The 20,206-nt window shown below is 71.9% G+C and carries 14 protein-coding genes and 2 tRNA genes; 12 read left to right on the top strand and 4 right to left on the bottom strand.

Annotated elements, in window-relative coordinates:
* The first annotated feature begins 545 nt into the window (after positions 1–545).
* On the top strand, positions 546–1,934 hold the full coding sequence (locus tag L1885_RS08325) for an NAD(P)/FAD-dependent oxidoreductase (protein WP_235796368.1): 1,389 nt from the start codon (positions 546–548) through the stop codon (positions 1,932–1,934).
* Positions 1,935–2,258: 324 nt separating this feature from the next.
* Positions 2,259–3,551: a class I SAM-dependent methyltransferase gene (locus L1885_RS08320; protein ID WP_235796367.1), complete on the top strand. Its 1,293-nt coding sequence runs from the start codon at positions 2,259–2,261 to the stop codon at positions 3,549–3,551.
* A 148-nt stretch (positions 3,552–3,699) separates the two neighbouring features.
* On the opposite strand, the gene L1885_RS08315 is transcribed toward L1885_RS08320, so the two are convergent.
* Both L1885_RS08315 and L1885_RS08310 read right to left on the bottom strand, forming a co-directional pair.
* Entirely contained in the window at positions 3,700–6,246 is a 2,547-nt protein-coding gene (locus tag L1885_RS08315) for an ABC transporter permease (protein ID WP_235796366.1), read from the bottom strand.
* Positions 6,247–6,375: 129 nt separating this feature from the next.
* Positions 6,376–7,146, bottom strand: a complete 771-nt coding sequence (locus L1885_RS08310) for an ABC transporter ATP-binding protein (RefSeq protein WP_235796365.1) — start codon at positions 7,144–7,146, stop codon at positions 6,376–6,378.
* A gap of 242 nt (positions 7,147–7,388) precedes the next feature.
* On the opposite strand from L1885_RS08310, the gene L1885_RS08305 reads away from it, so the two are divergent.
* From L1885_RS08305 to L1885_RS08295, 3 genes are all read left to right on the top strand, one after another.
* The gene (locus tag L1885_RS08305; RefSeq protein WP_235796364.1) at positions 7,389–10,028 is read left to right on the top strand and encodes a glycoside hydrolase family 2 protein; all 2,640 of its coding nucleotides are present in this window, start codon (positions 7,389–7,391) and stop codon (positions 10,026–10,028) included.
* A 232-nt stretch (positions 10,029–10,260) separates the two neighbouring features.
* Positions 10,261–10,347, top strand: a tRNA-Leu gene (locus L1885_RS08300).
* A gap of 455 nt (positions 10,348–10,802) precedes the next feature.
* Positions 10,803–11,336: an NUDIX hydrolase gene (locus L1885_RS08295; RefSeq protein ID WP_235796363.1), complete on the top strand. Its 534-nt coding sequence runs from the start codon at positions 10,803–10,805 to the stop codon at positions 11,334–11,336.
* Here the strand turns inward: L1885_RS08295 and L1885_RS08290 are convergent.
* Entirely contained in the window at positions 11,302–12,720 is a 1,419-nt protein-coding gene (locus L1885_RS08290; protein WP_235796362.1) for a helix-turn-helix domain-containing protein, read from the bottom strand. The two genes, L1885_RS08295 and L1885_RS08290, sit on opposite strands and share 35 nt — an antisense overlap.
* A gap of 171 nt (positions 12,721–12,891) precedes the next feature.
* On the opposite strand from L1885_RS08290, the gene L1885_RS08285 reads away from it, so the two are divergent.
* The 7 genes from L1885_RS08285 (at position 12,892) to L1885_RS08255 (ending at position 19,264) form a co-directional block, all read left to right on the top strand.
* Positions 12,892–13,083 (top strand): hypothetical protein, encoded by a 192-nt coding sequence (locus tag L1885_RS08285; RefSeq protein WP_235796361.1) that lies wholly within the window; start codon positions 12,892–12,894, stop codon positions 13,081–13,083.
* A 163-nt stretch (positions 13,084–13,246) separates the two neighbouring features.
* Positions 13,247–13,429, top strand: coding sequence for a hypothetical protein (locus L1885_RS08280; RefSeq protein ID WP_235796360.1), 183 nt, complete (start codon positions 13,247–13,249; stop codon positions 13,427–13,429).
* 295 nt (positions 13,430–13,724) lie between these two features.
* Entirely contained in the window at positions 13,725–14,930 is a 1,206-nt protein-coding gene (locus tag L1885_RS29130) for a hypothetical protein (protein ID WP_235796359.1), read from the top strand.
* Positions 14,927–15,832: a lactate/malate family dehydrogenase gene (locus L1885_RS08270; RefSeq protein WP_235796358.1), complete on the top strand. Its 906-nt coding sequence runs from the start codon at positions 14,927–14,929 to the stop codon at positions 15,830–15,832. Before L1885_RS29130 ends, L1885_RS08270 begins: the two co-directional genes overlap by 4 nt.
* The gene (locus tag L1885_RS08265) at positions 15,829–16,962 is read left to right on the top strand and encodes a phosphoenolpyruvate carboxykinase (ATP) (RefSeq protein WP_235796357.1); all 1,134 of its coding nucleotides are present in this window, start codon (positions 15,829–15,831) and stop codon (positions 16,960–16,962) included. Before L1885_RS08270 ends, L1885_RS08265 begins: the two co-directional genes overlap by 4 nt.
* Positions 16,963–17,723: 761 nt before the next feature.
* Positions 17,724–18,200: a hypothetical protein gene (locus L1885_RS08260; protein ID WP_235796356.1), complete on the top strand. Its 477-nt coding sequence runs from the start codon at positions 17,724–17,726 to the stop codon at positions 18,198–18,200.
* 989 nt (positions 18,201–19,189) lie between these two features.
* Positions 19,190–19,264, top strand: a tRNA-Gly gene (locus tag L1885_RS08255).
* A gap of 101 nt (positions 19,265–19,365) precedes the next feature.
* On the opposite strand, the gene L1885_RS08250 is transcribed toward L1885_RS08255, so the two are convergent.
* Positions 19,366–19,845 carry a cupin domain-containing protein gene (locus L1885_RS08250; protein ID WP_235796355.1) on the bottom strand — a complete coding sequence of 160 codons (480 nt, stop codon included), beginning with the start codon at positions 19,843–19,845 and terminating at the stop codon, positions 19,366–19,368.
* Positions 19,846–20,206: the final 361 nt, after the last annotated feature.

Here is a 20,206-nt window from a genome sequence, read left to right as displayed (position 1 = left end):
CCGCGCACGGCGCCGCGGCCGGTCCCGCGAGCGCCTCGCGGGATCTGCCGCCGGGACACCGCGGCCGGGCCCTCGCGGCAAGCCGCCGGGGCGTCGGCGGAAGGCGAGCCGGACCCGCCGGGACGGCTCTTCGGGGTCGCCGCCGCAAGGCCCCGCGAGGCACTCGCGCGACCCGTTCCGGGCCTGGCCGGAAGCGGTCTTGCGCGCCCGCCCAAAAACTTCGTGAAGTTCTTCACAAGGAAAATTGCCCTTGCGGGGCCGGGCTGCCCGCCAGAGGGGTGGAAACCCTCACCGCGGAGCGGCCGTCCTCACGAACGAGCGGCGGGGCAAGGGGGTTGGGTCCGGCGGCCGCATGCGCCCCGCCCCGGGGGGAGAGCCGCGGAGGGGCAGCTCAGCGCCGGTGCGACCGGGGGGCGTACCGTCCGGTAGGCATGGGGTGCGATGTGTGATCGGAGTAAAAGGGCGTGCAGGGTAACACACCCTGTCGACCTTCTTGTGAAGGGGCTCACGAATACCCCCCCGGGACCGGGTGGATACTCGATGGCATGAGCACCACGGAGCGTCCCAGGATCCTCGTTGTAGGCGGTGGGTACGTTGGCTTGTACGCAGCTCGTCGCATTCTGAAGAAGATGCGCTACGGCGAAGCGACCGTCACGGTCGTGGACCCGCGCTCGTACATGACGTACCAGCCCTTCCTCCCCGAAGCTGCGGCCGGGAACATCTCGCCTCGGCACGTCGTCGTCCCGCTGCGACGCGTGCTGCCCAAGGCCGAGGTGCTGACAGGCCGCGTGACCACCATCGACCAGGACCGCAAGGTCGCCACCGTCGCGCCGCTCGTCGGCGAGGCGTACGAGCTGCCCTTCGACTACCTGGTGATCGCGCTCGGCGCCGTCTCCCGCACCTTCCCGATCCCCGGCCTCGCCGAGCAGGGCATCGGCATGAAGGGCGTCGAGGAGGCCATCGGCCTGCGCAACCACGTGCTGGAGCAGCTCGACAAGGCCGACTCCACGACGGACGAGGAGATCCGCCGCAAGGCGCTCACCTTCGTCTTCGTCGGCGGCGGCTTCGCCGGTGCCGAGACCGTCGGCGAGGTGGAGGACATGGCGCGCGACGCGGCCAAGTACTACACCAACGTCAAGCGCGAGGACATGCGGTTCATCCTCGTCGACGTGGCCGACAAGATCCTTCCCGAGGTGGGCCCGAAGCTGGGCACCTGGGGCAAGGAGCACCTCGAGGGCCGCGGCGTCGAGATCTACCTCAAGACCGGCATGGACTCCTGCGTCGACGGCCACGTCGTGCTCAACAACGGCCTCGAGGTCGACGCGAACACCATCGTGTGGACCGCGGGCGTCAAGCCCAACCCGGCGCTGGGCCGTTACGGCCTGCCGCTCGGCCCGCGCGGTCACGTCGACACCGCCGCCACGCTGCAGGTGCAGGGCACCGACTACATCTGGGCCGCGGGCGACAACGCCCAGGTGCCGGACATGGTCGGCCGCCGCGCCGGCAACGAGAACGCCTGGTGCCCGCCGAACGCCCAGCACGCGCTGCGTCAGGCGAAGGTCCTCGGCGACAACGTGATCTCGGGCATGCGGGGCTTCCCGCAGCGCGAGTACAGCCACGCCAACAAGGGCGCGGTGGCCGGCCTCGGCCTGCACAAGGGCGTCGCGATGATCGTCCTCGGCAAGACCAAGATCAAGCTGCGCGGCCGGCTCGCCTGGTACATGCACCGTGGCTACCACGGCATGGCGATGCCGACGTTCAACCGCAAGATCCGGGTCGTCGCCGACTGGACCCTCGGCATGTTCCTCAAGCGCGAGGTCGTGTCGCTGGGCGCCATGGAGACGCCGCGCGAGGAGTTCTACGAGGCCGCCAAGCCGGCCCCGAAGCCCGCCGCCGCGGCTCCCGCGGAGCCGGAGAAGGCCAAGGCCAGCTGACCCCGCAGCCCGGCGCCCGCACCCGCGGCGCACCGGGCGCAGGTCCCCCGCACGACCGGCCCGAGGACGCGCCGGAACAACCCCAGACCGAGAAGGCCGCCCGCCATCCGTGGTGCGGGCGGCCTTCTCATGTCCGCGTCCGGCCGCGGCCGGGTAGATCCCCTGCGGACGGTGCGGCGCCCGCCCGGGCGGCGCCCCGCGCCAAGGTGCGTGGTAGGGGCAGGTATTTTGCCGTCCCGTTACGCTCCAATGGGATCGCAACGGGACTCCCGCGGTGTTTACGTGGTGTCGGAAGACCCAGATCTGAACACGGAGGTGTGCGCCATGGCCGACGCCGCGTCGCGGCTGTCCGCTCTGACCCAGGAGCTGATCGGGGCGCCGCCCCCGGTGCGCATCCGGGCTTGGGACGGGAGCACGGCGGGTCCCGCCGACGGCCCGACCGTCGTGGTCCGCAGCCGCCGGGCCCTGCGCCGCATCATGTGGAAGCCGGGCGAGGTGGGCCTCGCACGCGCCTGGGTGGCCGGGGAGATCGACGTCGAGGGCGACCTGTTCGAGGTGCTCGACCGGCTCGCCTCGTTCCTGTGGGAGCGCACGGACGCGCGGTCGGGCGGTCTGTCCGTGCTCGACCCGAAGCTGCGGTCCGCGGCCCGGCAGTTCCTCCAGCTCGCCGGCCCGCTGCCGCCGCCCCCGCCGCCGCCGGAGGAGATCCGGGGCCGGTCGGGCACGATACACACGAAGCGCCGCGACAAGCAGGCCATCAGCCACCACTACGACGTCGGCAACGACTTCTACGAGATGGTGCTCGGACCCTCGATGGTCTACTCGTGCGCGTACTGGGACGACGGGCCCGGCTTCACGCTGGAGGACGCGCAGCGCGACAAGCTCGACCTCGTGTGCCGCAAGCTCGACCTCAAGGAGGGCGAGCGGCTGCTCGACGTCGGCTGCGGCTGGGGCAGCATGGCGCTGCACGCGGCCCGCGAGTACGGGGTGAGTGTCACCGGCGTGACGCTCTCCCGCGAGCAGGCCGCCTACGCGCGCAAGCGGGTCGCCGAGGCGGGCCTCGGGGAGCGCGTCGACATCCGGGTCCAGGACTACCGGGACGTCAAGGACGGGCCCTACGACGCCATCTCGTCGATCGGCATGGCCGAGCACGTCGGGTCCGTGCGCTACCGGGAGTACGCGGACGACCTGTACGCGCTCCTCAAGCCCGGCGGCCGGCTGCTGAACCACCAGATCGCCCGCCGGCCCCTCGACCACGACGAGGCCTACGAGATCGACGCCTTCATCGACCGGTACGTCTTCCCCGACGGCGAGCTCGCACCGCTCGGACGGACCCTCGCCACGCTGGAGGAGGCCGGCTTCGAGGCGCGGGACGTGCAGTCGATCCGCGAGCACTACGCGCTGACCCTGCGCCGCTGGGTGGCGAACCTGGAGGCGCACTGGCGCGACGCCGTCCGGGCGACCTCGCCGGGGCGGGCCCGGGTGTGGCGCCTGTACATGGCCGCGTCCGCGCTGTCCTTCGAGCACAACAAGATCGGCGTGAACCAGATCCTCGCCGTGAAGACACCCGAGAGCGGCGCGCCGGGCACCCCGCTCCGGTCGCTGAACTGGCGCTGAACCGGCACTGACGCACCCCCGCCCGGGGCGGGAGCACCCGTGCCCCGGCACGACGGGGGGTGGCTCTCCCGCGGCGGCGAACGACGGCGAAGGGCGCGGGCCCCGGAGGAACGTCCCTCCGGGGCCCGCGCCTTCGTCGCGTGCGCCGCTACTCCGTCTTGACGGCGGTGAGCACGTCCAGCCGGGCCGCGCTGCGCGCCGGCCACAGCGAGGCCAGCACGCCCACCACGCCGGACAGCAGCAGGAAGACGAGGATCCGCTCCCACGGCATGACCAGGGTGTAGCCCGGCAGCGAGTCCTTGAACGTCTGGCCGATCGCCCAGGCGAGGAAGACGCCCAGCACGATGCCGAGGACCGCGCCGAACAGCGAGATCACGACGGCCTCGACCCGGACCATCCGCTTGACCCCGGCCCGGTTCAGGCCGATCGCGCGGAGCATGCCGATCTCCTTCTGCCGCTCGAAGACCGACATCGCGAGCGTGTTGACGACTCCGAGCACCGCGATGATCAGCGCCATCGCCAGCAGCCCGTACAGGATGCCCAGGGCGGTGTTGACCGAGCCGCCGTAGCTGTTCCTGATGTCCTGCCGGTCCTGGATCCTGAAGGCGGGGCTGCCGCCGAGCGCGTGCTCCAGCGCCTTCTCGTGCGCGGCGCTCGCGCCGCCCGCCGTCTTCACCCACACGCCGGGCACGAACGGCTCCGGCTCGTGCCCGGCGACGACCGCGGTGGACACGACCAGCGGCGACAGGAGCTCGTTGTCCTTGAAGGTGGCGCCGACGCGCAGCGTGCCCTTCTTCCCGTCGTCGTAGGTCACGGGCAGGCTCTGGCCGACGTGCCAGCCGTTGGACCGCGCGGTCTTCTCGGCGACGGCCACACCGCCGTCCGCGAGGGTCGCGAGGGAGCCGTCGACGACGTCCATGGTCAGGACGTGCTGCACGTCTCCCGGCGTGACGGCGGAGGCGGCGTGGTACTCGCCGTGCACCCGCAGGTCGACCGCCTGCTGCGGGGAGGACGCCGTGACGCCGGGGGCGTGCGCGAGCCGCTGGGCGACGGACGTGCCGAGGCTGCCGCCCGACGCCATCGCGACCATGTAGTCGGCCCGCACGTTGTCCGTCGTCATCCGGTCGACCGCCGCCGCCAGCGTCACCCCGACGACCGTGAGCCCGGTGACCAGCGTCAGGCCGATCGCGAGGGCCGAGGCGGTCGCGCCGGTGCGGCGCGGGTTGCGGACGGCGTTGCGGCTCGCCAGCGTGCCGGGCGTGCCGAACAGGCCGCGCAGCAGCGGCCGTACGAGCGCCACCGCGGGCCGCGACAGCAGCGGGATCAGCACCATGACGCCGAGCAGCAGCACGAACGCGCCGCCCGCGATCAGCATCCGCCCGTCGTCCTTGCCGACGGACGCGCCGCCCGCGATGCCGACCGCCCCCAGCGCGCTCAGGACGGCGCCGACGCTGTTGCGCAGCACCAGGGACCGGGTCGTCGCGGGCACGTGGGCGCTGCCCATCGCGGCGACCGGCGGGATCTTCGCCGCGCGGCGCGAGGGCAGCCAGGCGGCGAGCAGCGTGACGAGCACGCCGACGCCGAACGCGGCGCCCACCGAGTCGGGACCGACGACCAGCGGACCGGCCGGGATCCGCGCGCCGAACGAGCCCATCACCGTGTGCAGGCCGACCGCCAGGGCGAGGCCGAGCAGGAACCCGACGACGGAGGAGACGGCGCCCACGATCGCCGCCTCGGCGATCACGGACCGGCGCACCTGCCGCCGGGAGGCGCCGACGGCGCGCAGCAGCGCGAGTTCCCTGGTGCGCTGGGCGACGAGCATGGTGAACGTGTTGGAGATCAGGAAGATCCCGACGAACAGGGCGATGCCGGCGAAGGACAGCAGCATCTCGTTGAGCGAGGACAGGCTCTGGGCCGAGGCCCTCGCCTCCTCGTCGGCCAGCCGGGCGCCCGTCTCGGCGCTCGCGCCCTTCGGCAGAAGGGGCTTGATCCCGGCCAGCACCGCGCCGTCGGAGGCGCCGGGGCGGGCCCGCACCAGCGCCTCCTCGTACCGGTCGGTGGTGCCGGCGCCGTGCGCGCCGGAGCGGGCGGCGGCCGGGACGTACAGGCGCTGCGCCTCGGCCCCGTCGAACAGGGTGAGGCTGCCGCCCGCCTCCACCGCGCCGTCGTGCGTGGTGAAGACGCCGCTGAGCGTGTAGGTGCGGACCGGGCCGTCCGTGGCGACGCGGACCCGGTCGCCGACGCGGTAGCGGCCGGTCGCGGCCGTCCTGGTGTCCAGGGCGATCTCGTGCCCGTCGCGCGGGCCGCGGCCCTTGGTGAAGCCGTACGCGGGGTCCGAGCCGTCGGCGCCGGGCGCGAAGTTGCCGCCCCGGGCGCTCCAGTCGCCGCCGATGAGCTTGCCGCCGCGGTCGGCGACCCCGGCGAAGCCGCCGACCCGGCCCGTGACGCCCGAGACGCCCGGGACCCGGCCCATCCGGTCGAGGTCGTGCGGGGTGAGCCGGTGCGCGGACTCGGCGGAGACCGAGACGGAGACGTCCGCGTAGTCCTTCGAGGTCTCGTGGGCGAAGGCGCGGCCGAGGGTGTCGGTGAAGACGAGGGTGCCGGAGACGAACGCGACGCCGAGCATGACCGCGAGGACGGTCATCAGCAGTCTCGCCTTGTGGGCGAGGACGTTGCGCAGGGAGGTCTTGAACATGGAGGCGTCCAGGGGGAGGTGGGCGGTTCGGGGGTGCCGGGCCGGGCGCGGCGCGGGGCGGGTCGCCGGGATGCGTCGCCGCGCCGCCCTGCCGCGGGGCGGGTGAGCGGCGGCGCCGCGGTCGCCGCCCTACGCGACGCGGCCCCGGCCGTCGAACGCCTTCATGCGGTCCAGCACGCCGTCCGCGCTCGGCTCGTGCATCTCGTCCACGACGCGGCCGTCCGCGAGGAAGACGACCCGGTCCGCGTAGGACGCGGCGACCGGGTCGTGCGTGACCATGACGACGGTCTGGCCGAGGCGCCGCACCGAGTCGCGCAGGAAGCCGAGGACCTCCGCGCCGGCGCGGGAGTCCAGGTTGCCCGTCGGCTCGTCGCCGAAGACGATGTCCGGCCGGGACGCCAGCGCCCGCGCCACGGCCACCCGCTGCTGCTGTCCGCCGGAGAGCTGCGCCGGGCGGTGCCGGAGCCGGTCGGCCAGGCCCGTCATCGTGATGACGCGCTCCAGCCACTCACGGTCGGGCCTGCGGCCCGCGATGTCCATGGGGAGCGTGATGTTCTCGAGGGCGTTGAGCGTCGGCAGCAGGTTGAACGCCTGGAAGATGAAGCCGATACGGTCCCGGCGCAACTGCGTGAGCTGCTTGTCCTTCAGGCTGCTCAGCTCCACGTCGCCGATGCGCACCGAGCCGCCGGTGAACGTGTCGAGGCCCGCGACGCAGTGCATCAGCGTGGACTTCCCCGACCCCGAAGGTCCCATGATCGCGGTGAACTCGGACTGCCGGAAGTCGACCGTGACCCGGTCGAGGGCGACGACGCGGGTGTCGCCCTCCCCGTAGACCTTCGAGACGTCGACGGCGCGGGCCGCCGCGACGTCCTTCAGTCCGATCGGCGGGGACATGGTCATGAGGGCTCCCGGAAAAGGGTGGGGTGCTGGGGTCGGACACCATCGTCGCGGCCGTGCGCTCCGGGAGCGTCCGCCTCCGTGTCCGTTCCCGGGGGCGACTCGGGTCGGACACCGGGGGAGCGTGTCCGCCTGCGGGATGACGGCGAACCCCGACGCGATCTTCCGCAGCGGCGCCCTTCTCCATACGCTGTGTGCATCTCCTGCACCGTTCCGTCACAGCGCCCGAATCCGGAAGGACCCCTGTGCCCAGGACCGCCATCCCCCTCCTCACCGGCTGGACCCTGACCACGGGGCCCGGGACGGACCTCGACGCCGCCCTGCCCGTCGCGGCGGCCGTGCCCGGGTGCGTGCACACCGACCTGCTCGCGGCCGGCCTCGTCCCCGAGCCGTACGAGGGCGCCAACGAGGAGTCGCTCGGCTGGATCGGCCGCCGGGACTGGACGTACACGACGACCTTCGACCGGGCCCCGGGCAGCGCGGAGGCGGGCCCCGACGGGACGTCGCCGGATGGCGCGGACGCGAACGCGCCGGAGGGCGCGGGTGCCCGCGCCGACCTCGTCTTCCAGGGGCTCGACACCGTGGCCACCGTGGTCCTCAACGGCACCGAACTCGGCCGGACGGCCAATCAGCACCGCTCCTACCGCTTCCCCGTCGAGGGACTGCTGCGCGAGCACGGCAACACCCTGACCGTCCACTTCACCTCGCCGTACACCTACGCGCTGGAGCAGCGCGAGCGGATCGGCGCGCTGCCGGGCGCCTACGACGAGCCGTACCAGTACATCCGCAAGGCGGCCTGCAACTTCGGCTGGGACTGGGGGCCGACGCTGGTGACCTCCGGCATCTGGCGGCCCGTCGCGCTGGAGACCTGGCGCTCGGCGCGGATCGCACGCGTCCTGCTCGCGCCGGACGTCGCGAGCGACGGGGTGCCGCTGCTGCACGCCGCCGTGGAGCTGGAGCGGGCGCCGGGCACGGACGGGACGCTGGAGCTGGTGGTGGAGGTGGCGGGCGCGCGCGCCACACTGCTGGTGCCGCCGGGGGACTCCGCCGGCGAGGTCGACCTGCCGGTGCCCGAGGCCGAACTGTGGTGGCCGCGCGGGTACGGCGAACAGCCGCTTTACGACGTGACCGTGGCCCTGCGGTGCGGCACGGACGCGACGGGCGCGGGCGGCGCCGACGGGGAGGCGGACGGCGCCGACGGGGAGGCGGACGGCGCCGGCGGTGCGGCGGACGGCCGGGACGACGCCGCCGGGGAGGGCCCCGAGGGCGCGGACGGCGAGCTGCCCCCCGACGACGTCTGGCGCGGGCGCACCGGCTTCCGGTCCGTGGCCCTCGACCCCGACGCGTTCCGGATCTCCGTCAACGACGAGCCCGTCTTCGTGCGCGGCGTCAACTGGATACCCGACGACTGCTTCCCCTCCCGCCTGACCCGCGCCCGCGTCGAGGAGCGGCTCGACCAGGCCGTCGCCGCCGGAGCGAACCTCGTTCGGGTGTGGGGCGGCGGGCTCTACGAGAGCGACGACTTCTACGAACTGGCCGACGAGAAGGGCCTGCTGGTCTGGCAGGACTTCCTCTTCGCGTGCGCGGCCTACCCCGAGGAGCAGCCGCTGGCCGCCGAGGTCGAGGCCGAGGCCCGGGAGAACGTGGCACGGCTCGCCCCGCACCCCTCGCTCGCCTTGTGGTGCGGCAACAACGAGAACCTCGAAGGCCACGCCGACTGGGGCTGGCGCGACGAACTGGCCCCCGACCGCACCTGGGGCGCCGGCTACTACCACGAACTGCTGCCGTCGATCCTCGCCGAACTCGACCCGACACGGCCGTACTGGCCCGGCACCCCGTACTCGGGGTCACCCGACGCGCCCCCGCAGGACCCCGAGCACGGCACCGTGCACCTGTGGGACGTGTGGAACCGCGTGGACTACGACGCGTACGCGGACCGGGTGCCGCGCTTCGTCGCCGAGTTCGGCTTCCAGGGCCCGGCGGCCTACGCCACGCTGCGCGCGGCCCTCGGGGAGGCGGAACTCCACCCCGACTCGGCCCTCCTGGCCCGCCATCAGAAGGCCCAGGACGGGCAGGCGAAGCTGCTTCGCGGCCTGGGCGAGCACCTGCCGCAGCCGCCCGCCGGGGACTTCGACGCCTGGCACTGGCTGACGCAGCTGAACCAGGCGCGCGCCGTCTCCTTCGGCGTCCGGCACCTTCGCTCGCACGCGCCGTACTGCATGGGCGCGATCGTGTGGCAGCTCAACGACTGCTGGCCGGTCGTCTCCTGGGCCGCGGTCGACGGCGCGGGCCGCCGCAAACCCCTCTGGTACGCGCTGCGCGCCGCCTACGCGGACCGGCTCCTCGTCGTACGCGACGCGGCCGTGCACGCCGTCAACGACACGTCACGCGAGTGGAGCGGGACGCTCGCGCTGACGGTCCGCTCCTTCGACGGTGCGGTTCTGGCCAAAGAAGAACACGGGGTGCGCGTGGCGGCGCGTTCCGTCCTGCACCTCGATCTGCCGCCCGCGCTCGCCGCACCGGCGGACCCGCACGGCGCGTTCCTGACGGCTCAGCTCGACGGTGCGCGCACCGTCGAGCTCTACGTGCCGGACACCGCGGCGGACCTGCCGGCCGCCCGCTGGAGCGCGGAGGTCGAGGACGACGGCCCCGGCCGCTACACGGTGAGGGTGACGGCGCAGACGTTCGTGCGCGACCTCGCCCTCTTCCCCGACCGGCTCGACCCGGCGGCCGAGGTGGACGACATGCTGGTCACTCTCGCGCCGGGGGAGAGCGCCCTGTTCCACGTGACCGGGGCGCGGCTCCCCGACCCCGATGCCCTCGCCTCCCGGCCGGTGCTGCGCTGCGTCAACGAGGCGCCGCGCACGACCGGCGGAAACGCGTGAGGAGCGGTGGCCTTTCCGCAGAGTGACCGGGCGGCGACTTTTCGTCATTCCGGCGCCGGGCGCGAGTCGCGGCGCCGCGGCGCCCGTGCGCCTCCGGCATGTGCCTACGGCCTCGCCCCGGTGCTGACGCACCCTCAGACGCCAATAAAATAAGACAAGATCGGGATCGCGCGTCGTTGTTGAACTGCCGCATCCCGATAGGCTCGTGAGCCAACACGGAGCCGCGCGCCATGCCCGGATGGTGGAATGCAGACACGGCGAGCTTAAACCTCGCTGCCCTTGAGTGGGCGTGCCGGTTCAAGTCCGGCTCCGGGCACCACGCAGTACACGGCCGTCGCCCTGATGGAGCGGCACGATCTCGGCGGGTGGTGTTCCCGCGTTCGGAGCACCGTGGGAGCACGGGGCTCCTGACGCCGCCCCATGGCACCGGTGCACCTCGAAAGAACGAGGCCGCACAAGACCGTGCGTTCGCATCAGGCCAAAAACGCCCTCAGCCTTCTGCTCCAGTCCGCTGTGCTCTCAACGCACGGCTTGGCGATCCAACTGTGGATCGAGGGGCAGCCCGGTTGGTCCGCCAAGACGGTACCCGCAGACTGGGAGAGTCCCCTCCGTCGGACGCCGACGGGGACCAGGGGCGTGAAGAACTGGAAGATCGCCCCCCAGCCTTGGACGGCAACGCGCCTTACCGACCCCGAAACTCTTGCCCTCGTTCTGCAAGACAGCCTAAGCGTGAGAATCTGGCGCAGGATGTCGAGCGACCCCTTGGAGCGCCGCGTGAGCGAGTGGACCGTGCACGGCAGCCGGACGATCTATACGAGCCCCTGGGTGGAGGTCGATCTGGTCGACGTCGAGCCCCCCGGCCGGGAGCGGTACGAGCACCATCTGATCAAGTGGGCGCCGGTCGCCTCAGTGGTCCTGCTCGACGACCAGGCCCGCGTGCTGCTGATGTGGCGGCATCGCTTCGCCACCGACACGTGGAACTGGGAGATCCCGGCCGGCATCGTCGAGGACGGCGAGTCCCTCACTGCGGCGGCTGCGCGCGAGGTCCTGGAGGAGACTGGCTACAAGGTGGCACCGGACGCCCTGGAGCCCCTCGCCTACAACCAGCCCGTCGGCGGCATGAGCAACGCCGAGCACCACGTCTTCCTCGCCCGGGACGGCGTGCGCGTCGCGGACCCGGTCGACACGCACGAGGCCGACCGGATCGAGTGGCTGCCGCTGAGTGGGGTGCAGGGCATGATCGACCGGGGCGAGATCGTCGCGGGCGTGGCGGTCACGGGTCTGCTGCAACTCCTCGCGCGCCGCTGACCGCGAGGTCTACCGCGCGGGCAGCTCGGGGCGGGCCGCGGCGTGCACCAGCTCGGTCAGGTCGCGCACGGCCGAGCTCGCCTGGGTGCGCGTGGGGACGCTCGCGAGGAGGGTCTTCACGCGGGAGATCACGATCCCGGTCCGGTGCTCGGCCGGGAGCCCGGTCAGCAGGATCTCGGTCTCGCGGCAGGCGATGCTGACCTCGCCGACGTGCATGAGACACGCCGTCGATGTCGATGAGGGCCCGGTCGAGGTGTTCGGTCTGTGCGTACTGCTCGCGCGCGGACTGCAGCGAGCGTTGGGCGGAGCGGGTGTCGCCGAGCGTCGTCCACATGCTGCCCATGTGCCAGGCCAGCTGCCGCGCCGTGTAGCCGTAGGCGGTGTCGGAGGTCTCCGCCGCGCTGAGGCGCCCGAACGCGGTCTCGGCCAGCGCCATGGCGGTGCGGGCGTCCCGCTCCCGGCCCATGAGCGCGAGCGCACGCGCTTCCAGGCTCGGGGCCCAGGCGGCCGTCGCGCAGGCGGTGTTGCCGGCGAGGAGGCGGGCCCGCTCGGCGAGCGAGAGCGCGGCCGCGGGCGCCCCGAAGTAGAACGGGATCACCGCCTCGCGGGCGAGGAGCCACGCGCGCAGCGTCCGGTCTACGGTCTCCTCCGCAGCGAGCTGGCCGAGGTGGTACCACTTGCGGGCCTCGCGGTGCTCTCCCAACGCGACGAGAGCGATCCCCGCAGTCCCCGCCAGCTGCGCCGCGATGCGGCACAACCGCACTCGTGTGTCCGCCGGGAGTCGCTGCGTCAGCACCGCGCGGACCTGCAAGCAGTCGTGCACGCTCTCGGCGAGCAGTTCGGCGGGGGGACGGATCTGGTAGGCGAGCCCGTACTCGGCGGCCTGCCGCTCCCACTGGTCGAGTGTCGTCTCCGCGAGAGGCGCAGCGAACAGCGCGGTCATGCTCTCGCGGACGGCTGCGAGCGTCGGCGTGCCGGAGGCCGCGATGTCGGCCTCGGCAGGGTCTGCGCTCGGGGTCGTCGGCGACGGCGTCACGCGGACGGTCTCGTCCTCCTCGGTCGGCGTGTAGTCACGGCCGAAGCCGAGGCGGTCAGGGCGTGTCTCGTACAGCCGACACAGCGCGTCGAGCTTCTCCGGGCTGGGCCGGCCCTTCCCGGTCTCCCAGAGACTGAGCTGTTGGACGGTCGTGCGGGCGTCCAGCCGCGCGAGGGCGTCGCAGGCGTCGGCGAGCTTCCAGTCGCGCGCGAGGCGCTGCGCCTGGAGGAGGCCGCACCCGACCTCGGTGGCGATCGTTGAGACCAGCTGCCAGTCGCTCCACCGGTCCCGGCCGGCGGCCGCGATGAGAGTTCGAGCGGCGGCGCGGGCCTCGTGAGCGTGAGCCATGTCTCCTCCGTTCTGCGACCACGGTAGGCGCACAGTCCGGCCCCCGGCGGCCGCTTTCACGAGGAAGCGATGACGAGGGCTCAGTGATTCGTCGCGCGGTGATGAATTAGCCCTCTGGTCATCACGACACGGCCAATGCGGCAGCGCGGCGGCCTCGGACACGCTGCCGCCATGACTTCAGATCAGCTGGAGATCAGCGCGATGACGGATCGCCAGATGCGCGGTGCGGACTGCGTCCTCTGCGGGCAGCCGGTGCGTGGCGACCATGTGAGGGATCTGGGCCAGCGCCGAGATGCTGATGGCACCCGCGTCTTCCCGCGTGCCCACCCGGAGTGCTGGTCGAACGAAGGGCGGCGGCCGTGATCTGTGACGCGTGCGCAAAGCCCATCGCCCCGGGCGACGACGACCCCCGCAGCGTGGACGCCGCCAGCGGTGCAGGGGCCACCGTCCATCTCCACCGCGACGCGTGCCCCGAGCCGGGCCCGGCTGTCCGCCGCTACCCCATGCCCGCTTCGAGGAGCCGAACGTGATCGCCCACTGCCTGCCGTGCGACGAAGCCATGGACCCGGTGAATTCCGAGGACGACGACGGACCCGCTCGCTGCCCCGCGTGCGGCCGCATCGCGGAGAAGGATCCGACCGACTTCCTGATCGTGCGCTTCGACCGGCCCCTGTTCCAGACGCCGGCCCTCAGCGCCAGCAACGGGTAGCCGCTTCGTGGAGCGTGAGTGGACCAGCGGGCTGTGCTGGCGGTGCGAAACGCCGAACGTACCCGTGCTCTGGATCGGTCCGATCCAGACGACGGAGCAGGGCACGGCGCCCTTCACGTGCTGCCTTGCCTGCATTCGCCGCATGGAAGCCCTGGTCGCGAGCTACCGCCAGGCCTGAACTCTAAGCCGATCACCCTCGGCTCACATCCGGGCTGTCGTCCTCGGCAGCCTGCCCAGGACTCCCCGACGCGTGATCTACGACGTCGGGAGCGCGATCCCACAAGGAGGCAGTTCGGTGACCACCACCACGAGCGGGCCCACCGCGGTGAGCGCCACGGCGCTGCACACAGCGACCGAGCGGATCATCATCCGCGCAGCCCAAGATCTATGGCCGGACAAGGAGGTCACCCGGGGCCCACAGAGCCCGAGTGTCACGTCGTACGTGTCCCAAATCCGCTTGGGCGACGAGCGGTTGATGGCCAAGTACAGCTGGTTGGGTATGTCCCTGGTGTCGATCATGAGGGGGGCCGGCGGCTCCTGGCAGGAGGTGCAGACAGCCCAGCGCGCCTACGCAGACAGCGGCGCCTCCGTCACGGCGCGGGAGGCGCAGAACCTTGAGTTCCTGCGCACCCAGGTCCACCCGCGCGTGTGCGACACGGCCGGCCTGCACCGCGGGGTCCTCTTCACCCGGATCGCGACGGGCACACCGCTGGCCGATGAGTTGGCCGCCAGACCTTGGGACACGGCGGCCCTCCTTGACGCGGCCCTCCTCACCCTCGGCGTTCTGCACGACCCGCCCGGCACTGCGCAGCCCAGGCAGGTGGCGAGCATCGCTGAGCGCTCGGTGGTCGGCGTGTTCCGCAGGAAGTTCAACGGGCTGAGCGCAGGGACTTATCTCCGCACGCTCGGCCGGGACAGCGACCTTCTGGAGGACGAGCGCCTGGAGGTCGTGGAGCTTTTGCAGACCAGCGTGCGGCGCCTCATCCAGATGTGTTCCGCGATCTCGACCCGGCGCGACACCTTGGTGTTCGGTGACCTGAAACCGGAGCACGTCTTCATCGACGGGCCCCGCCTCCAGTTCATCGACCCGGCGCTCCAGTGGGCGGGCGGGCCGCAGCCAGACATTGCCAAGCTGACCGGGCGGGCGCTCCTGCTCGCGATTGGGCACCCGAAGCCGCATGCGAGCCAGCAGATCGTGGAGGGCGTCTCGTCCACGCTCGGCCGTCACATGGCGGGGCTTCCGTCTCACGAACGGGCGGGTCGGCTGCGGGAGCTCATGATCCTCTGGCTGATGGACACCGTGAGCATCCTGTCCACGTGCCTGAACGCGCCGCAGGGCCTGCCGCTGGCGCCGCACCAGCAGTCGCTCATCAGGAACTCGTGCGCGGTAGCGCGGATCGTGGACAGGGCGAGCGCCCTCCTCATCGGATCGATGGCCGGCCCCCGCCTGCTGGACACCGTGTTCTCGGAGGTCGAGCACACAGCCAGGGGCGTTCGGTGACCGGCCCCGCGGTCGGCATCGTCGGTGCAGGCGCCGTCGGCCAGGCCCTCGCCGTGGCTCTCGTCGCCTCCGCCCTGCCAGAGCGGCTGCTCGTGGCCACCCGAAACCCGGACCAGGCTCGCGGGCTCGTCACCGACCTCCAGGACCTGGCACACGCCGCCCGATGCCGATCAGTCATCGAGGCCGGCGACGTCGATGACCTCCATGGGTGCGACGCCGTCGTCATCGCGCTGCGCGGCAACTTCACGAACACGGCCCAGCAGAACATCCGGCGGGCCGGTGCCGCGGCGAACGCGCCCGCTCTCGGCGCGCTGGCGAGAGCGATGCACGGCTACCGCGGCGCCGTCATCATCGTGACGAACCCCGTGGACCTGATGGCCCGCCGCTTCGGCGAGGTGTCCGCCTGCGCGCGCGTCTTCGGGATCGGATCGAACCTGGACTCGACCCGGTACCGGATCCTCCTGGCCCGCCACGCCCGAGTGGCTCCGGACAACGTGCACGGCCACGTCATCGGCGAGCACGGCGACCACGCGGTCGTCTGTGCTTCGACGACAACCGTTGCCGGTCTTCCGGCCACCATCTCCGTACGCTCCCTCGCCGAGGACCTCCGGAAGCGGCCGGCGCTCATCCGTTCCGGCATCGGCCGGGTCCGCTGCGGGCCCTCGGGAGCGGTCCTCTCCACACTCCGCAAAGCCCTCGGGCTGAGCGACGGCATCGAGGAGCTGTCCGTCCCCTACGGAGACGTCTGGCTCGGAATTCCGATGCGCTTCACCGGGGGACAGGCCGTACCGTGCCTGCCCCGACTTACACCAGCCGAACGCCTGCGTCTCGACTCTGCGGCCAGCAGCCTCCGGGACGCCTACACCCATCTCCCCGCTCTCACCGAGAGGATCGCAACATGATCAGCGCCACCCGACTTGAAGCCGCGGGCGCGGCAGTGACCGTGCTCAGCGAACGGAAGGACGTCACCGACTGGGCGTTGAGGTACTTCGGGCCCTGGTGGAACGCCACGTCGGTGGACGCGACGACGATGTGCGCCGAGCCGCTCGTGATCGCGCACATGAAGCCGGCCGACGATCAGGACATCGCGCGGCTCGTCAACGACGGTCGCCCGGTGGAGGAGGTGGACTACGCGAAGCACCCGCTGCTGGTGGCGCGCGACGGCGAGGACATCATCGCGGCGTCGGAGAGCGAGCAGATCGAGTACCGCAGCACCCCTGCCACCGGCCGGGTTGTCCTCGCGGGCTCCGACGTTCAAGCGCTCGCCCTCGCGGCGGCACGGCTCGCACGCGAGGCCATCCGCGGGCAGCTCCTGCGGGACGGGTGGGCAGTGCTTCACTCCTCGGCGGTCGTCCGGCCGCACGACGGGGCGACCCTGCTCACCTTCGGCGAGAAGGGTGCCGGGAAGACGACCACAGCGCTGCTGCTCGCCTCGCACGGCTGGCAGCTCCTGGCCAACGACCGGGTGCTGGTCCGGCCGACCGGCGAGCGGGACGTCGAGGTCGTCCCCTGGCCCTCGGCAGCGGCTCTCGGGCTCGGGCTCCTGCACTCGCTCGGCTGGGATGTCGCCGCGCGGGAGCACCTGAACGCCGGAGGCAGTTTCCACCCGACGCAGCACGACTCCGTGACGGCCTCGCTGCTGGCCGGCGACCACACGCCGTTGTGGGAGAAGCCGGGGCGGGAGCGAAAGGTGCAGGTGTTCCCGGACCAGTTCCCGAGCCTGTTCGAGGTGCCTCTGGCCGTCGGCGGGCGGGCGGCTGGGCTGCTCTTCCCGCAGGTCGATGCCGAGGCCGCGCCGGACCTCGTTTACGGTTCTCGGACGCTGGGGGAGGCCGACTTCATGTCGGGTGCCACTGAGGACCGGTACCCGGACGTCTTCGGGCAGGCGCAGGGTGTCGACGGTGGGGGCCGGGAAAGTGCACGTCGCGAAGTTGCCTCGCGCCTCGCGGCGTTGCCGCACCGCGCCGTCCGGCTGAACCATGACGTCCCGGCCAGCGCAGCCGTACTGTGCAAGGTCGCGGACTCGATCTGACGCACCGCAACCCGGGCTCACTTCTGGTAGCGCAGAGAGAGGCGGCCCGGGTTGAACAACAGCCCGCACGCTCCCTCGTTCGGGTGGCCCAAGCCGATGAGCGGGCCAGCACCTTGAGAGCGTGAAGCCTTTCAGCCACTATCGATGCGCTCTACAAGCTTGCCGCGCCCCTGCGAGGGGCGGGACGAGTGCGACCCGCGTCCATGCTCCGCAAGCTGGCACGAGGGGGGCAGCGAAGGCCCGACGGATAACCGCCGGGCTTCCAGAGTGCTTGCAACGACTGTCCGGTGGCGGTTGCGCACCGAGTTGGCCGCGCTCCGGTTCCTCGAAGAGAGTACCGTTCGAGGTTCGATGCCGTAGGGCCGCCGGGGCACGCGAACGATACCGGTGTCCTCGCGGACGACGGGGGAGGGCCGGTGGGGGCACCGCGAGTCAGGCGTGGAGGAAACCGGACAGTCATACGCCGTGCTTCGACCGCGAGGTCAGGACAAAAGCGGCGCCCACCGGAGAACGCGGACGCACCACAAGAGGGCGCATCATGGCGCGACCGGAAACTGTGGGTCGGCGCGTCCGTAGCGGCCGTGGTCGGTCTTGGGGCTTGGGCCGTCCAGGGCGGTTGGGGCTGGCTGCATGAGGAACTTTCCGGCCCACCCGGACTGACGGCATACTCCTCCGGTCTGGGCGGCTGTGGCACGGAGTATCTCGATGCGAGGGCCGCCAGCCGGTCTCGCGGCTCGGCACAGCAACTTCAGGGCGGCACGATGATTACCACCACCGAGTCGTGGCCAGTGGTCTCCGCCACTCTGCAGGCCAAGACGGACCAGGCGATCGTCGTCACAGGCGCGAAGATATCCGTGCTCTCCCAGGGCCCTCTCCCCAAGCGGGGGATGGTGGTCGACGTGACCGGGTGCGGCTCCGGGTTGGACCCGCGGGCGTTCGACTTAGATCTAAGGACCAGTCCGGCGATCCTGAAGCCGACGATTGAACATACTGCTCAGGGCGGCACAGTAAAGAGCCGGAACTTCCCCTTCAAGGTTTCGTCGGGCGACCCGGAGCAGTTCGCATTCAACGTTAGGCACGTCACGGGGGATGTGCGGTTCGCCATCACACTGACCTGGGTGTCCGACGGGGAGCCCGGCACCACACGGCTCGACAACGGAGGTCGCGGGTACCGCGTGATGTCCCTGCCGAAGAACCTCCCCCACTACAGCTTCGCCGAGTTCCTCAATCGCAAGTAGCCGCCGGTCGCTCAGATACGCAAGCGTCCTGGCGGTGAAGGTGCCCGTGTTGCGCTGCCGCTGGCCTGACGCGGGCCAAGACTTCGTCGAGTCGGCAAGGTTTTGACCTGCCGGGCTCGCCAACGATCCCGAGCTGTTGCGGGCGATGGACCTTCCGGGTTTCCGGACCAAGGGCGTGTTCCCGCCACCGTGTTCCCGTGGGAACACGCAGGTCCGCGCAAGCGGGCCGATGAGTGAGCGTGAGAATGGGCGAGGCTCCGCCGCGGCAAAGCAACAGCTCAGGTCAGAGGGGCTAGCGGGTCAGGTTCAAGTCCGGCTCCGGGCACCACGCAGTACACGGCCGTTGACTTGGCGGGGTGACCCGATCTCGGCGGGTGGTGTTCCCGCAGCGGGAACACCGTGGGAGCACGGGGGCTCCTGACGTCGCACCAAGGCACTGGTGCACCCCCGAAAGAGCCAGGCCGGACACTTCGTCAGCTACCAGGCGACGTGGCCTCTGGGCGGATCCCGGACAGGGGGTCGGCAGACGGAGCGCTTCGACGAGAAGACGCCGGCCGCCCTCGTCGCCCGGCGGTTGACGAGGCCGGTCAGCAGTGGCCCGCGCCGCGCACTGGAAGTCGGCCAGGCGGCCGCGGAGCGGTGGCGGGTGGATCGGGGGAGGAGCCGGGCGTCGAGATTGCCCTCGACGTCATCGCTCCAGGCACGGGCCTCCAGCCATGACGGGCAGCCGTCTTGCGCGAAGGCCAAGACCTCGCCGGCGCATACGCCAGTTTCGGTGAGCGGCTGTACGTCAGCAGCCACCACGATGCCGGGGGTCTGTAGGTGCCGGCTCCAGTCGTGTTGCTTCAGCAGTCGCCAGGCGCCCTCGACCGTGTGCTCGCGAGGGAGCCAGGGAGCGAGGGAGCTGTACCGGGAAGGACCGATCATCCGCGGCGTGTATGATCTTGGTGTGTGGTCGACGCCCCGAACGGCGGCGTCGGCGACTGCAGGCGTCAGTAGTGCAACAGCAGCACACCCACCTTCCGGGTGGGAGGTCCCTGGTTCAAGTCCGGGCTGGCGCTCCACCTCGAAACCCCCGATCGGCCCTGGCCGGTCGGGGGCTTTCGTGTACCGCCCTGGCCTGCGTCGATGCCCCGGCCGGCAGCGGGCCGGGGCCCCGCCCGTGTCAGGGCGCCGTTCGCCAGTCGGGCACGTCGACGAGGTGCACGTCGAAGCGGTCCTGGACGGGCAGCAGCGACGCGAACTCCTCCTCGCCCCGGCTGATGGCGGCCAACTGCGCGAAGTAGGCGAAGCGTTCGATGCCGGGGCTCAGCAGGATGACCATGTCGGCCGTTTCGCCCTCCACCGCCCCGAAGGCGTGGTCCAGCCCGGGCGGAACGACGACGAGGCCGCCCTTGCCCACGGTGGTGAGCGAGTCGCCGAGGCGGAAGACCACCGTTCCGTCCAGTACGTAGAAGGTCTCGTGGGAGAGCTTGTGGTGGTGCGGCGGCGCCCCGTCCGCGCCCGTGGCGAGGGTGAGCCTGCTGGCGCTGACCGCGCCGCCGTCGGCGAGCAGTTCGAACGCGCCGTCCGGCATCGACTCCGTTCCCGCCTCGCCGGGCAGGACGACCAGCGGTGCCGCGGTGCGGCCTGAGTGGTCTCCCATGTGAACTCCTCCTGATCGGCCCCCGCCGGGACGCCCCTCGTCCCTACGCCAGCGTCCCCATTCCACCGTGCATCCGCCGGTGCGGGCCCGCAGCACGGCGGGCGCCTCAGCCGTGCGCCGCCCGCAGGTGGGCGAGCAGGGCCTCGCCCCGGGGCGTGCCGAGGCCCGTGCAGGCGTCCCAGCCCACCGACGCCGCCCAGCCGCCGTTGTCGCCGGACGTGATGTCGCCGAGCGGACGGCGCGCTGCTCATCAGCAGGACCGTGTCAGCTGAGGGCCGCTCCCGGGCGCACCTGGGCGGCAGATCGGTCCCCGTGGGCATGCTCGCCGAGCTCGCCGACGAACTGGTCGCCGTGCACGGCC

The organism is Streptomyces fuscigenes (assembly GCF_021556455.1).
Classification (GTDB): domain Bacteria; phylum Actinomycetota; class Actinomycetes; order Streptomycetales; family Streptomycetaceae; genus Streptomyces; species Streptomyces fuscigenes.
The sequence above is the reverse complement of the archived record's forward strand: the minus strand, read 5'-3'. Positions and strand labels throughout refer to the sequence as shown.

What these genes read in the sequence shown, in the direction of transcription:
- L1885_RS08325 (WP_235796368.1), top strand. Translation starts at nt 546, where the DNA reads ATGAGCACCACGGAGCGTCCCAGGATCCTCGTTGTAGGCGGTGGGTAC.
- L1885_RS08320 (WP_235796367.1), top strand. Translation starts at nt 2,259, where the DNA reads ATGGCCGACGCCGCGTCGCGGCTGTCCGCTCTGACCCAGGAGCTGATC.
- L1885_RS08315 (WP_235796366.1), bottom strand. Translation starts at nt 6,246, where the DNA reads ATGTTCAAGACCTCCCTGCGCAACGTCCTCGCCCACAAGGCGAGACTG.
- L1885_RS08310 (WP_235796365.1), bottom strand. Translation starts at nt 7,146, where the DNA reads ATGACCATGTCCCCGCCGATCGGACTGAAGGACGTCGCGGCGGCCCGC.
- L1885_RS08290 (WP_235796362.1), bottom strand. Translation starts at nt 12,720, where the DNA reads ATGGCTCACGCTCACGAGGCCCGCGCCGCCGCTCGAACTCTCATCGCG.
- L1885_RS08285 (WP_235796361.1), top strand. Translation starts at nt 12,892, where the DNA reads ATGACTTCAGATCAGCTGGAGATCAGCGCGATGACGGATCGCCAGATG.
- L1885_RS08265 (WP_235796357.1), top strand. Translation starts at nt 15,829, where the DNA reads ATGATCAGCGCCACCCGACTTGAAGCCGCGGGCGCGGCAGTGACCGTG.
- L1885_RS08260 (WP_235796356.1), top strand. Translation starts at nt 17,724, where the DNA reads ATGATTACCACCACCGAGTCGTGGCCAGTGGTCTCCGCCACTCTGCAG.
- L1885_RS08250 (WP_235796355.1), bottom strand. Translation starts at nt 19,845, where the DNA reads ATGGGAGACCACTCAGGCCGCACCGCGGCACCGCTGGTCGTCCTGCCC.